This is a genomic window from Mucilaginibacter sp. PAMB04274 (assembly GCF_039634385.2).
Taxonomy (GTDB): domain Bacteria; phylum Bacteroidota; class Bacteroidia; order Sphingobacteriales; family Sphingobacteriaceae; genus Mucilaginibacter.
This window is the reverse complement of record NZ_CP155081.2, coordinates 4,598,049-4,611,133: the sequence shown is the minus strand read 5'-3', so window position 1 is coordinate 4,611,133 and position 13,085 is coordinate 4,598,049. Positions and strand designations below refer to the sequence as shown.

The following is a 13,085-nucleotide window of genomic DNA, read 5'->3' as shown; positions in this document are numbered from 1 at the left end:
TCATTTCGAGAGATAGTGAGAGAGGTCTATTTGCTTAATAAGTTTTCTCTTAGCAAGCTTTCTCACTATCGCTCGAAATGACAAAGGGTGAATTTGCTTTATAACTCTATTTCAAATTGAGCCAGGCTAATGAATTGCTGCACGCGGGCCGCTACTTCTTCCTGGGTTAAGTTCTTGACTTTCTCAGTACCAAATTTCTCAACGCAGAACGAGGCCAGCGCCGAGCCAAAAATGATGGCGTTTTTCATGTTGTTAAAGTTTACCGTACCCACTTTGGCCAGGTAACCAATAAAGCCGCCTGCAAACGTATCACCGGCGCCGGTTGGGTCGAACACCTCTGCTAATGGCAGGGCTGGAGCCGAGAAAACCTTATCTTCATTAAATAGTAATGCACCATGCTCACCTTTTTTAATGATAAGGTATTGCGGGCCCATTTGTAAAATTTTACGGGCAGCTTTCACCAGCGAATATTCGCCGCTCAGCTGGCGGGCCTCAGCATCGTTAATAGTAAGCACATCTACCAATTTAATAGTTTCTACCAGGTCATCCATTGCAATGTCCATCCAGAAGTTCATGGTGTCCATTACAATGAGCTTAGGGCGGTTTTTAAGGCGCTTAATAACCGTTTGCTGTACCTTGGGTGTCAGGTTGCCCAGCATCAGGTATTCGCAATCCTGGTATGATTCTGGGATGATGGGGTCAAAATCGGCCAGTACGTTTAATTCTGTAGCCAGCGTATCACGGCTGTTCATATCGTTATGGTAACGGCCGCTCCAAAAAAATGATTTCTCACCTTCTTTTACCTGCAAGCCTTCAGTGTTGATATGGTGGTTCTCAAAGTCCTCAATTTCACTTTTAGGAAAATCATCGCCCACAACGGCAACGATTTTTACGTTGTTATAAAAGTATGATGCGGCTAAACTGGCATAAGTAGCAGCACCGCCAACAATTTTATCGGTCTTACCAAACGGGGTTTCAATAGCGTCAAATGCCACAGTACCAATCACTAATAAACTCATGTGAAAATATTTTAAAAAATTTTGCTACAAATATTGTGAAATTAGCGCAGACTTTATACTTTTGCACCACTCCAAACCGGAAAATACTCCTGAGTAGCTCAGCCGGTTAGAGCATCTGACTGTTAATCAGAGGGTCGCTGGTTCGAGCCCAGCCTCAGGAGCACTAAGGGTAAGCACATTTTAATGGTCGCTTACCCTTTTTTATTTCCATAAAAGGGCCTTTAGGATGCAATTACGCATGTTTTCGTCACTTCTGACGAAGATTTAGCCCTGCTGAACTAAGCAGAGGTCACGTCAATCAATTTTTCAGTTTCGCACAGTTTTTTGTTAAACTTCACGAATTTGTGTTACAGTTGTGTTACAACTGTGTTACAGAGGTTCGTGGTAAATCATTGAGAAATGGCCACTTTTAGCGCTAAAGTTTTTAAGCACCACAAAAAGGCAGATGGTACTTACAATGTTAAGATCTGCATCAGTCACAACAGAGGGCGTCGGTATATAGATACCCCCCATTATGTTAATGACAAGAAGTTATCTAGAAACCTGTCTATTAAGGACACGTTCATAAATTCCCTGATCAATGCTACATTAGAGGAGTATCGAAATGCTGCCAGCAGATTGGGCAAACGCCTTGCTTTGTTCGATGTCGAAATGTTGAGGGATTATTTACTGAATAAAGATCAGGCAATTGATTTTATGAAGTTTTGCCAGATACATTTGGATCACTTGAAGGAAAATGGACAAACTAAGAGTGAAGCTAATTATAAAACGGTTCGCAACAGCATAAGCGATTTTACCAAAAGTAAGCCATTGCCTGTTGAAGATATAACGCTAACATTTCTAAAGTCTTTTGAAAGGTTCCTTCGGGCTGAAAGAAAGATGATTAGGGTAGATCAATTTGGTAGAGAGTACATGCAAATCGGTAAGCCGCTATCGGACGCGAGTGTACATAATTATATGCGAGAGTTTAGAGGATTTTTTACAGCTGCCATGGCTTACTATAATAAACCATCACTCGGGCTCCAGCCAATCACATACAATCCTTTTACCGAATACAAATTAATTGATCCGCCTGAGACAAGAAAGCGGAATATAGATATTGAGCAAGTAATAAAGATTCGAGATTGTGAGGTTGAACCGGATAGTCGGGCTGAACTCGCCCGGGATATGTTCATGCTTTCCTTTTATCTGTGTGGCATCAACGCTGTGGATTTATATTTAAATAATTATAAAATCAAAAATGGAAGGATAGAATATAATAGGTCAAAAACTAAAGGTAAAAGACAGGATAAGGCTTTTATCAGTATCAATGTACTTGATGAAGCTCTCCCACTTTTATTAAAATACAGGAATATGCTTTCGGATAGGTATTCCAGCATCGCTAATCTGAATAAGGCTCTTAGTAAAGGCATGGCCGATATAAGAAATCTAACAGGAGTCAGTGGTATTACTTATTATTGGGCACGACATACTTTCGGAAACCTTGCCAGAAATAAGTGTAGAAAATCAAAAGACGATGTTGCATTGGCACTGAACCATGTGGATTATGGTCGCAAAACAACAGATATTTATTTAGAGAAAGATTGGGCTATCGTTGATGAGGTCCAAAGGGCAGTTCTGGGGCTAATAAAAAGCCATGAACGTGTTAGAGCAATGAGTAATCAGCCATCTGAAACTTCTTTATTTTCGTTTGTTAATTTGCCGAAGTTGGTTAAGTGACGCTTTTACTAAATGATTAAATCTAGATTGTCTTGTCATAACTCCTAAGCTAAATCAATTTGTTAAGCTTATCTCCCATGCTTCGATAACCTATCACATTCTTACTTTTATTTAAAAATAAATCAAATGTTCACTATATTTGATTGTTCACGTAACGTGAACATGGATTATTATGAACGAAGACGCAATTGTTCAGCAGGCCTTAAACAGGCTGAAAGATCATACAGGCATTGACGGTATCTGGACGAAACTGGATCAGGAAATCGATGGTGCAATAGATTTTCATTTTCAAAGTGAAGATTTTCACTTCATGGTTGAAGTCAAAAGAGAATTACGCGAATACCAATTACCTGCACTGGTTAATCTGTTTCATAAGTACCCAAACTTTTTAGTTGTGGCCGAAAGGATATTTCCCAACTTAAAGGAAAAATTAAGAGATCATAAGATTGGTTACCTCGACGGCGCAGGAAATATATTTGTAAATACCGGCGGCCAATTGATATGGCTCGACGGGCAAAAAAATATAGAGCCAGAAAAACCAATTACCAATAGGGCATTTACCAAAACAGGCTTACGGACTGTATTTTATTTATTAGCCCATGAAAATGCCATTCGAATGCCTTACCGCACAATTGCAAAGCATACCGGGGTCGCTCTGGGTAACATCAACAATATTATCCAGGGCTTGCGGGATGCCGGATTTATCCTGCAGATGAGCGATAAGGAAATGCGTCTTCAAAATAAAACGGAATTGCTGAATCGTTGGATCGCCGGTTACCGGGAAACACTAAAACCCGCCGTGTTACAGGGACGATACCGCTTTTTCCACTTGGATGATTTTAAGAACTGGAAAGCACTTGATGTAAGGCCGGACACAACGGTTTGGGGAGGCGAGCCGGCCGCCGAACTCATCACCAACTGGTTAAACCCCCAAGTGCTGACCGTTTATACTGCAGAAAAAAAAGGGGCATTATTACCCAAATGGAAACTGATTCCTGATGCCGCAGGGAATGTTTTGATTTATGATAAATTCTGGGAAACTGACAAAGTCAACGCTGATCCTGTTGCGCCCTATCTATTGGTCTACGCAGACCTAAAAATTAAAGATGACCCACGTTGCCTAGAGACCGCTGAAATGATCTACGATAAATATTTAAAAAATGAATTTAAGCAGTATTAGAGAAGGTGAGCTGAAAGAGGTTTTCGACGAACTGGAAGATGCTTTTGCGCAGCTGAATATCGACTTTTATTTGATTGGTGCACTTGCCCGTGACATTTGGTATGCTAGAGGAGATAAACAGTTCAGGACAACGAAAGATGTTGATTTTGCGATTATGATCAGCAATAAGGACGATTACGAGGCTGTAAGAAACTACCTGATTGACAACAAAGGCTACCGGGAAGTGAAAACAAATTCTTTCGTGCTACTTACTCCTGCGGATATTCAGGTAGATATCCTGCCTTTTGGAGAGATTGAGATCAATGACGAAGTTAAGTTTGAAGGTGCCGGTTTGACTAGCATCAAAGTCAACGGATTTAGTGAGGTATATCTAACAGGAACGGAAATTGTAAAACTGGCTACTGGTCATACTTTTAAAGTCGCTACGCTTCCCGCCATCATCTTACTAAAATTTATTGCCTATGATGACCGCCCCGAAGTGCGGTCAAAAGATGCACGAGACATCATTAATATCATGCTACATTTTTTTGACCTTCAAGCCGACCTAATCTACGACTCACATGCCGATTTGTTTGGCGGAGAAGAAATGGAACTGGAAGATATTGCAGCAATTGTTATCGGCCGAGAAATCAGAAAAATTGCTGACTCCAATGAAAATCTTTTTAAAAGAATGGACACTATAATGGATGGGCTTTTATTGGCTAAAGAAGATAGCGCCTTTGTAAGAAATATGGTTAGTGAGTCGGGGCGCACGGTTGAAGAAATATTATATCTGCTGACCTGGTTACAGATAGGGTTAAATCAATAATGGTAAATTGATATAACCTGCTAAGCTTTAAGATGCCGGCCCTTATACCAATTTGTTAATACTTTCCGGGCTGGTTCTAAAAAAATTGTGTATTCATTGGACTGTGTATCAATGCTAATCATTGCACTTGTAAAGATAAATACTCTTATTTCCATACTTATCAAACCTTAATAGTTTTTTATCATCGGCTAGCCTGTTTAATTCCCGTGATAATTCCTTGCTTGTAAAATCCTTATTATATTCACTTTTACAAAAAGCTTGTATAGCGTTAACTTCTCGATAATCAATGAGATAGCCAGAGGGGAGTAACACATTTTTTAAAAAATGTGCTATGCTGTTTTCGCCTTTCCGCGAGATAAAATATTGAGGGTTATTTATATTCTCTGTATAAAATATATTGATAGTTGCTATTTGTGAAAGCTTTTTTAATTTAAGCGCCTTAGCAGAAAATATTGAGTCTGGTTCTATTTCGCAGAAGTCAGAAATTTTCTTTGCAACTTTATATGTAATATTCGCAGTTCCCTTTTCAATTAATCGTAAATAGCTAATTGAAATCTTTACAGCTTCAGCGAAACCAACGAATGTTAGTCCAGCGTACTCCCGAATATATTTAATATTATCAGCGACTATTTTTGCATCTATATTTGGACTCACCTAACAAAAGGAGAAATATTTCTGTCCTCATTATGAATTATATATTTTGTTTTTTGAAAACAGATTTTTATCTTTACGATAAGTTAATCGCTGATTAAGTAGCGAATTAAGCACATTAGAAAAATGTGAAAAAATATAATAGGTATTTCTAACAAAGAAACCTTGCTTTGGCAGACGTAGGAATCTTAAAAAGCACGCGAGGTTACGGTGAATGAAATGCCCATTTTTTCTATCTTAGGTGGAATTAATGGGCTATTCTCCGTATTGCGTGCTTAGGAAATTTCAGTTTCCGCCCTTCCTACGGGGTGCCATTGCGATACGGGGAATAGTCTATTATTTCCCCTAATATTCTTACTGAAGTACTAAAAAAAGTAAGAGTATGCTTGCCAAAGAAACTATTTACATCCAAAAGGATAAAGTTAGTGGAAGGACCCTCTCCGCAAAAGAAAAAGCTATAGATTATTTTTTCAGTAATATTTATTCCTCTCAGGTGGAAGAAGAATTGTGTAAATGGTTTTTCTTTAGATTAACTGGCAGAGGAAGGCATATTATTGATCTTACTGCTGACGAGCTAATTCAGTTTGCTAATGAACTGCCCCGCTTAATCACATTAATTTATAATTACCAGCACTCGTCAAGAAAGGGGGGCAGCAATGCTGTTTAACAGTCCCCTTTCATGGCTTTTATTGATCAGCCCTCCAGAGTGATGCCGAAAAGGTAGTCACTTTTAGTTAACGCAAATATTATAGGCTGCCTTTCCTTACACCCCTACGGCTCAATTGGTACGGGTAGTTTATTATCGATCAACTAACGTTCTTATTTCATGAAAAAAATAACGATATATATCGTCCTGGCCATGCTTTGCCTAAATTTTTCCACACATGCACAGGCATTAAAAGGCACGGGCTCAAGCTCAGAAGGCATACAAATCGGGCAACAAGTTCCTGATGTTATCATCACCGGTCTTATTAACTACAAAGATAAAGAAGGCAAGGCATCGAACGCAGCGAAACTTTCTGATTTCAAAGGGAAGCTGCTGATAATCGATTTCTGGGCCACCAATTGCGGAAGCTGCATAAGGGCTATGCCCAAGATGGACAGCCTGGCGAAAAAGTATGCCAATAAACTGCAGATCATCGCCGTGTCCTATGAAAAGCAATCCATTGTTGCTTCTTTTCTCAAGCGCAACCCGGTTGGCAGATCTATGACGTTACCAATCGTAACCGATGACGTTAGACTGAAAAAACTGTTTCCTCACCGCATCCTTTCGCATGAAGTATGGATCAATGAAAACGGAATTGTAGCCGCGATCACAGCGCCGGAATATGTAAATGAAGTAAATGTACAGGCTTTACTTACTCATCAGCCGCTGAACCTCCCGGTGAAAACCGATATCATGGCTTACGACTATAACCAACCGATGGTAAGCAATTCCAGCACAATTACCTACAGTGCACTTGATCATTACAAATCAGGCGTTGCGCCGAAGTTTGGTGCATTAACCGATTCGTCTACCAGCAGGCTCAGATTCTATATAGTCAATTTTCCGATACTCCAGATGTATCTGCTCTCGCTGGATCACCTGCTGTACTTTCCCAAAACCATGATGCAAATAGAAGTTAAAGACACCTCAAGGCTAAAAATGCCTTCGGGAATAACCCGGGAACCCTGGAAAAGGCTGAATACCTTTTGTTATGAAACTGTTCAGCCTTCCGGTACACCCATAGGCAGGCTCAAAGAAATTATCAGGCTGGATTTAAATAGGTTTTTTAACCTGAATGGCCGCATGGAAAAGAGGAAAGCAAAGTGTCTCGTTTTACAGCGGTTTAATAAAGAAAGTCGCCTGCTTGCTACTCCTCAAAGCGTTCCGCTCAACAGCCTGCACAGCAGGGATTCGATCAAGGTCCTATCCGGTGGGTCTATCAGCAATATCATATGGGAGCTCAACGAGGTTCCGAACGGACTCCCGGCAATTGATGAAACAGGTATTCAGGAAAACGTGGAAATGCACCTGCCCATAAAATCGTTTGCCAACATTCCGGAGGTCAACCGGGCACTTGACAAATATGGATTGATGCTGAAAGAGGAAGTGCGTGAGCTGGAATTCTTTGTCCTTTCTGACACCCAGGCCGCTACCCAATAATCAGGTCCTGATTGGTCATTGTCCTCAACTTACATTCAAAATGAAAAGATATTTACCCCTTATTTTTATTTTCATCACGATGAAGACCCTGGCACAGGTCCAAATGCCGGTAACCGGCAAAATACTGAGTGCAAAAGACAGTCTTCCGCTCAGCGGAGCAACCATACTGGTCAAAGAGACTGGCAAAAACTATACAACAAATAGTTCCGGTGTTTTTACGATCCGGGAATTAAAAGATCAGCTTAGTTTAACCATTTCATTTATTGGTTATCAGAAGACACAGCTATCGGTCAGTCTACCGCTCAAAGATCCATTGATCGTATATCTGCAACAGGAGCATACCGAGTTAAAAGAAGTTACCGTTTCTACGGGTTACCAGACGCTGCCACGGGAAAGAGCAACCGGCTCCTTCGAAAAGGTTAACGCCGAATTATTTAACCGGGCTACCGGAACAGATATACTGACCAGGCTTGACGGGATTACCACCTCAACGCTCTTCGATAAACGTACTGGGGCTGATCCCCTGAGTTCATTAACAATCAGGGGAATCAGTTCCCTGTATGCGACTACATCCCCACTGGTAGTCGTCGATAACTTTCCGTACGACGGCGATATTAATAACATCAATCCTAACGATGTGTCCAGCGTTACCTTACTCAAAGATGCGGCTGCCGCTTCTATTTGGGGTGTACGGGCAGGTAATGGTGTTATTGTGATCACCACGAAGAAAGGATCATTTAACCAGCCTTTACAGGTCAGCCTGAACAGCAACCTCACTTTTACCGCCAAACCAGACCTGTACTACCTGCCGCAAATGAGCAGTTCGGATTTTATAGATGTAGAAAAAATGCTGTTTACTAAAGGATTTTATGACAGTGATCTCAGCAACACGTTTTCCAGGCCACCGGTTTCGCCTGTCGTGGAACTTTTAAACCAGCAAAGAAATGGTCAGATCAGTAGCAATGAAGCTGATGCTCAGATCAACGCTTTAAGAAATTATGATGTACGCAAAGATTTTGACAAATACATCTACCGCACAGGAATTAACCAGCAACATGCCCTTTCGCTATCCGGAGGTAGCGGTTCTGCCAATTATTTCTTTTCAGCAGGATACGATAAAAACCTATATAACCTGATGAACAGCGGCTATGACCGCGTGACCATTAAAAGCAACAATATCTTTAAGCCATTTAAGCGTACGGAAATACAGGCTGGCCTACAATATACCTCAAGCAACACTGCTAATCAAAACTCCCTCTCGCCATATGGTTACGGGCAAATCGTTCCGGCTGGGAAATCGGCGCTCTATCCTTATGCGCAATTGGCAGATGCAAACGGTAATGCTTTACCAATCGCTAAAGATTATCGTTTAGGGTTTGTCGATACAACGAGTGCAGGAAAACTGCTGAACTGGCAATATAGGCCGCTACAGGAAGTACAGCAAGCGGATAACAACACCAAGGCACAAGACGTACTGTTAAACTTTGGGATCAGATATTACTTCAGTAATCATCTGAACGCTGAAGCTAAGTACCAGTATGAGAAAGCAGTAAATACCAACACCCAATATTATAGCGCGGATAGCTATTATACCAGGAATCTGATCAACAGTTTTACACAGCTCAACGGAACAAGTGTCATCAGACCGGTGCCGGTAGGCGGCATACTGGATATGACCAATAATAACCTGGAGGCCCATGATGTACGAACTCAGCTTAATTATAACAATTCATGGAATACAAAAAATCAAATATCGGCGATCGCAGGTGCAGAAGTAAGGCAGAACACGACCACTTATAACGTAGGCAGAACTTATGGTTATAACCCTAATCTGCTTACTTATACCAATGTGGACGAAGTAACTACTTTTCCTTTCTACCAGGGATTAAACAGCGATGGTACCATTCCCAATCCCGCCCAGTTCGGTAATATCTTAAATCGTTACGTTTCCTTGTATGCAAACGGCTCCTATAGCTACGATAACAGGTATATGCTTTCACTAAGTGCCCGTAAAGATGAATCTAACCTCTTCGGGGTGAATAGTAATCATAAAGGCGTCCCATTATGGTCAGCCGGGCTGGCCTGGAACATAGTCAATGAGAAATTCTATCATTTACCTGTTCTTCCATACTTAAAGCTGAGGCTGACTTATGGGTATAGCGGAAACGTAGATAACAGCCGGTCAGCTTATACAACGATCGGCTATGTACCTACTAATAATTATACGCATGTCCCATATGCCAATGTGATCAACCCGCCCAATCCCGAACTGAGATGGGAAAGAGTTGGCATGACCAATATCGGGCTGGACTTCGGCTTCGTAAATGAACGGATCACCGGCAGTGTGGATTATTACACTAAAAAATCAAAAGACCTGATCAGCCCGGCTCAGATTGATTTTACAACAGGGTTCAGTTACCTGTTTATCAACAGCGCCAAAACAAAAGGTCAAGGAGTCGATCTGCAACTGAACTCAAGAAATCTGACAGGCGCTTTAGCCTGGAATAGCACCTTGTTATTCTCTTACAATCGTAATCAGATCACCGCTTATTACAATGATCTGTCTACCGCAAGCGCCTATGTAGGTACCGGGCTTACCCTTAACCCCGTCGTGGGCAGAGACGTTTACGCCTTGTACAGTTATAAATGGGCCGGACTTGATTCCCAAACGGGCGATCCGCAGGGTTATGTTAACGGATCAGTGAGCAAGGACTATTCGGCCATGATCAATAGCAGTTTAAGTGACCTGGTTTATAATGGCTCAGCCATTCCGGTCTACTACGGCGGATTCAGAAATACCCTGACCTGGCGCAGCCTATCCGTATCGGCTAATATTACCTATCGCTTCGGCTACTTCTTCCGGAAAACTAGTATCAACTACAATAACCTTTATTCGGGCTGGGTAGGTAACAGTGATTACAGTTTGCGCTGGCAAAAGCCGGGAGATGAAAAAACGACCAATGTCCCTTCCATGATCTATCCCAATGACCCGAACAGGGACGAGTTTTATGCTTATTCCGATGCTACGGTAGCCAAAGCGGATAACATTCGCTTACAGGACATCAGGATTGGGTATCAACTGGAAAAGAACCGGCAAGCCTGGCTGCCTTTTAATAGCTTACAGTTCTATATCTATGCCAGTAACCTCGGTATTCTGTGGCGCGCCAATAAATGGCATATCGACCCGGATTACGGTTCCGGTTTCCCAGCGCCTCGGACGGTTTCACTCGGCCTTAAAGCAGACTTTTAAATTCTAATCAGATGAATATGAAAAATATATCCTCTAAAAATCATACCCGTTCCAGATTGATCCTGCTTTGTTTACTCTTGGTGAGTACTTCCATCGTGTCGTGTAAAAAATATCTGGATGCAAAGCCGAATCAGCAACAGGTGGTTCCATCAACCTTACAGGACTTGCAAGCCCTACTGGATAATGTTTTGGTGATGAATCGTTCTTTTTCCGGCATCGGTGAGGCGGCAGCTGATAATTATTACGTTACACTTACCGATTACAATGCCTTAGTTACTGCCGAGGACAAGTCCTTGTACATCTGGCAGCCGGACGGCGTGCTTCCCAATGGGCAATGGCTGGCATCCTACCAGGTGGTTTATTATGCCAACCAGGTTTTAGAAAGCCTGGAGCAGATCGCCCCGGCACCAACCGTTCAATCGCAACAGATCAGGGGAGCGGCTTTATTCTTCCGTGCTTACGCATTTTTCCAACTCGCCAGCGTCTTTTCAAAACCTTATTACGAGCAGACCGCAGGTAACGATTCAGGGATACCGATCAGGCTGACCGCTGACTTTAACCCGGTCTCCGTGCGTTCTACCAACCAGCAAACCTATGACCGGATTCTGGCAGACTTTAAAGAAGCGGTGCCTTTATTGCCTCAAAGCAGCACCTATCCATCGCAGCCAACGAAGTCGGCGGCTTACGCGGTACTGGCAAGAACTTATCTGGCCATGGGGCAATATCAAATGGCAGGGACTTATGCGGATTCCTGTCTAAGCCTTCAGCCCCAGTTGATCAATTTCAACACGCTAAGCGCAACTTCTGCAAACCCGATTGCCAGGTTCAATAAGGAAACTATATTTTATGCCATGTCCGGAGGTTCAACCTTATTGGTTCCTTCCAGGTGTAAGATCGATTCTACGCTGTATGCCTCTTACGCCACCAATGATTTGAGAAGAACTATTTATTTTAAGAGCAATAACAACGGTTCGTATGCTTTTAAAGGGAATTATGATGGCAGCCAAAGCGCAACGATCTTTTCAGGACTGGCAACCGATGAAATTTATCTGATCCGGGCAGAATGTTATGCAAGAGCAGGTCAAACCGCTAAGGCGTTAAGTGATTTAAATACCCTATTGCAAACACGATGGAAAACCGGGACATTTCAGCCACTCCAGGTAACAGATGCCAGTGCGGCGTTGGCCTTGATATTGAATGAAAGAAGAAAGGAATTAATCTTCAGAGCGCTAAGATGGACAGATCTAAGGCGGCTCAACCAGGAAGCGGATCTAAGAATCACGCTAAAGAGAAATCTGGGATCGGCCCTCTATCAATTGCCACCGCAGGATTTGAGATATGTCTTTTTAATTCCGCAGGAGGTGATTACGACCAGTGGTATTGCACAGAATCCAAGATAAAAAGAAAGAGAGCGGGGCTCTCTTTCTTTTTATTGAAACTATTGATCCTGCAACAGCACATTGCTGGAAGGGGAATGATTATTAACCGCATTGTTAATCTCTGTTTGCAAGGCAGAGGTAATGACAGGTTTGGAATTACTTCCAACTGTCGCCTGAATGGAACACATACTTGTTGTTCCTGGGCAGTCAGGAGTGCCGCTAACCTGCACATAGTTGAGCGGGTCTGTAATACTGCCCGATCCGTCGTAGGTAAACCAGGATGTTGCAAATTTAGCTGCCTTTTTCTCAGTGGGTGCTTTCATAGCCATCATGGTGCCTGCACCTAAGAGAACGAAAAATAATAGGGCTATCGATACCGCTATTTTGTTTTTAATGGGGTTGAACATTTTGCTGTTCATAGTATGGTCTTTTTTTGCTAAAAAAGATTACCTTAAAAAATGTCTGACTGGGTATATTTATATCGCGTTTTGTCTTTAGGCAGACCTCACCGTAACCTTTTACATCCCTGATGTATCGGTTACTTGGTCCCGAATAGCCCGGCACGGCTATTCGGGTTTTTCGTGAACAGTGCGAGCTTACGCTCGTGGGTGGTTCTGTTAGTAATTCTCTTTCGGGCGTAGGTATGGAACATTGGCGTGAAAGTAATGGCAAAAAACCATACAACTGCTGCCATGTTAGCTTTGATGAAAACGATGCATAGCCCTGCCATAACGGCCAGCATCGTTAACCGGAAGATTTCCTCCGCCATGTCTCTAATTATTGCTACATCTAATTTTTTCATCTGTTTTACATTTGCTTTTCTTCTGCTCGATTCAAATGTTAAGTAAAGTTAGTTGGATATCATATGCTTTTAGAAAGACACTTTGCTCAAAATGAATCTCTTATGGACTCTCTAAAACTGAATTTATGACC

At 42.1% G+C, this 13,085-nt stretch carries 11 protein-coding genes and 1 tRNA gene; 8 read left to right on the top strand and 4 right to left on the bottom strand.

Annotation, left to right across the window (positions count from 1 at the left end; genetic code table 11):
• Window positions 1-98: 98 nt before the first annotated feature.
• Window positions 99-1,019 (bottom strand): PfkB family carbohydrate kinase, encoded by a 921-nt coding sequence (locus ABDD95_RS19560; protein ID WP_345949039.1) that lies wholly within the window; start codon window positions 1,017-1,019, stop codon window positions 99-101.
• A gap of 87 nt (window positions 1,020-1,106) precedes the next feature.
• On the opposite strand from ABDD95_RS19560, the gene ABDD95_RS19555 reads away from it, so the two are divergent.
• The 4 genes from ABDD95_RS19555 to ABDD95_RS19540 all read left to right on the top strand — a co-directional run bounded on the left by ABDD95_RS19555 (window position 1,107) and on the right by ABDD95_RS19540 (window position 4,726).
• Window positions 1,107-1,180 (top strand) — tRNA-Asn (locus tag ABDD95_RS19555).
• Between the two features lie 238 nt (window positions 1,181-1,418).
• The gene (locus ABDD95_RS19550; protein ID WP_345949038.1) at window positions 1,419-2,738 is read left to right on the top strand and encodes a site-specific integrase; all 1,320 of its coding nucleotides are present in this window, start codon (window positions 1,419-1,421) and stop codon (window positions 2,736-2,738) included.
• A 172-nt stretch (window positions 2,739-2,910) separates the two neighbouring features.
• On the top strand, window positions 2,911-3,918 hold the full coding sequence (locus ABDD95_RS19545; RefSeq protein ID WP_345949037.1) for a type IV toxin-antitoxin system AbiEi family antitoxin: 1,008 nt from the start codon (window positions 2,911-2,913) through the stop codon (window positions 3,916-3,918).
• Window positions 3,899-4,726, top strand: coding sequence for a nucleotidyl transferase AbiEii/AbiGii toxin family protein (locus ABDD95_RS19540; protein WP_345949036.1), 828 nt, complete (start codon window positions 3,899-3,901; stop codon window positions 4,724-4,726). Before ABDD95_RS19545 ends, ABDD95_RS19540 begins: the two co-directional genes overlap by 20 nt.
• 114 nt (window positions 4,727-4,840) lie before the next feature.
• Here ABDD95_RS19540 and ABDD95_RS19535 read toward each other — a convergent pair whose 3' ends face one another.
• Window positions 4,841-5,380: a helix-turn-helix transcriptional regulator gene (locus tag ABDD95_RS19535; protein WP_345949035.1), complete on the bottom strand. Its 540-nt coding sequence runs from the start codon at window positions 5,378-5,380 to the stop codon at window positions 4,841-4,843.
• A gap of 379 nt (window positions 5,381-5,759) precedes the next feature.
• Between ABDD95_RS19535 and ABDD95_RS19530 the strand changes: the two genes are divergently transcribed.
• The 4 genes from ABDD95_RS19530 (at window position 5,760) to ABDD95_RS19515 (ending at window position 12,173) form a co-directional block, all read left to right on the top strand.
• The gene (locus tag ABDD95_RS19530; RefSeq protein WP_345949034.1) at window positions 5,760-6,044 is read left to right on the top strand and encodes a hypothetical protein; all 285 of its coding nucleotides are present in this window, start codon (window positions 5,760-5,762) and stop codon (window positions 6,042-6,044) included.
• A gap of 159 nt (window positions 6,045-6,203) precedes the next feature.
• Window positions 6,204-7,523 (top strand): TlpA disulfide reductase family protein, encoded by a 1,320-nt coding sequence (locus ABDD95_RS19525; protein ID WP_345949033.1) that lies wholly within the window; start codon window positions 6,204-6,206, stop codon window positions 7,521-7,523.
• 40 nt (window positions 7,524-7,563) lie between these two features.
• The gene (locus tag ABDD95_RS19520) at window positions 7,564-10,773 is read left to right on the top strand and encodes a SusC/RagA family TonB-linked outer membrane protein (protein ID WP_345949032.1); all 3,210 of its coding nucleotides are present in this window, start codon (window positions 7,564-7,566) and stop codon (window positions 10,771-10,773) included.
• A gap of 95 nt (window positions 10,774-10,868) precedes the next feature.
• Window positions 10,869-12,173 carry a RagB/SusD family nutrient uptake outer membrane protein gene (locus ABDD95_RS19515; protein WP_345949031.1) on the top strand — a complete coding sequence of 435 codons (1,305 nt, stop codon included), beginning with the start codon at window positions 10,869-10,871 and terminating at the stop codon, window positions 12,171-12,173.
• Window positions 12,174-12,211: 38 nt separating this feature from the next.
• On the opposite strand, the gene ABDD95_RS19510 is transcribed toward ABDD95_RS19515, so the two are convergent.
• Both ABDD95_RS19510 and ABDD95_RS19505 read right to left on the bottom strand, forming a co-directional pair.
• Entirely contained in the window at window positions 12,212-12,571 is a 360-nt protein-coding gene (locus ABDD95_RS19510; RefSeq protein ID WP_345949030.1) for a hypothetical protein, read from the bottom strand.
• A gap of 119 nt (window positions 12,572-12,690) precedes the next feature.
• Window positions 12,691-12,954, bottom strand: coding sequence for a hypothetical protein (locus tag ABDD95_RS19505; RefSeq protein ID WP_345949029.1), 264 nt, complete (start codon window positions 12,952-12,954; stop codon window positions 12,691-12,693).
• Between the last annotated feature and the right edge of the window lie 131 nt (window positions 12,955-13,085).

What these genes read in the sequence shown, in the direction of transcription:
- ABDD95_RS19560 (WP_345949039.1), bottom strand. Translation starts at nt 1,019, where the DNA reads ATGAGTTTATTAGTGATTGGTACTGTGGCATTTGACGCTATTGAAACC.
- ABDD95_RS19550 (WP_345949038.1), top strand. Translation starts at nt 1,419, where the DNA reads ATGGCCACTTTTAGCGCTAAAGTTTTTAAGCACCACAAAAAGGCAGAT.
- ABDD95_RS19545 (WP_345949037.1), top strand. Translation starts at nt 2,911, where the DNA reads ATGAACGAAGACGCAATTGTTCAGCAGGCCTTAAACAGGCTGAAAGAT.
- ABDD95_RS19540 (WP_345949036.1), top strand. Translation starts at nt 3,899, where the DNA reads ATGAATTTAAGCAGTATTAGAGAAGGTGAGCTGAAAGAGGTTTTCGAC.
- ABDD95_RS19530 (WP_345949034.1), top strand. Translation starts at nt 5,760, where the DNA reads ATGCTTGCCAAAGAAACTATTTACATCCAAAAGGATAAAGTTAGTGGA.
- ABDD95_RS19525 (WP_345949033.1), top strand. Translation starts at nt 6,204, where the DNA reads ATGAAAAAAATAACGATATATATCGTCCTGGCCATGCTTTGCCTAAAT.
- ABDD95_RS19520 (WP_345949032.1), top strand. Translation starts at nt 7,564, where the DNA reads ATGAAAAGATATTTACCCCTTATTTTTATTTTCATCACGATGAAGACC.
- ABDD95_RS19510 (WP_345949030.1), bottom strand. Translation starts at nt 12,571, where the DNA reads ATGAACAGCAAAATGTTCAACCCCATTAAAAACAAAATAGCGGTATCG.
- ABDD95_RS19505 (WP_345949029.1), bottom strand. Translation starts at nt 12,954, where the DNA reads ATGAAAAAATTAGATGTAGCAATAATTAGAGACATGGCGGAGGAAATC.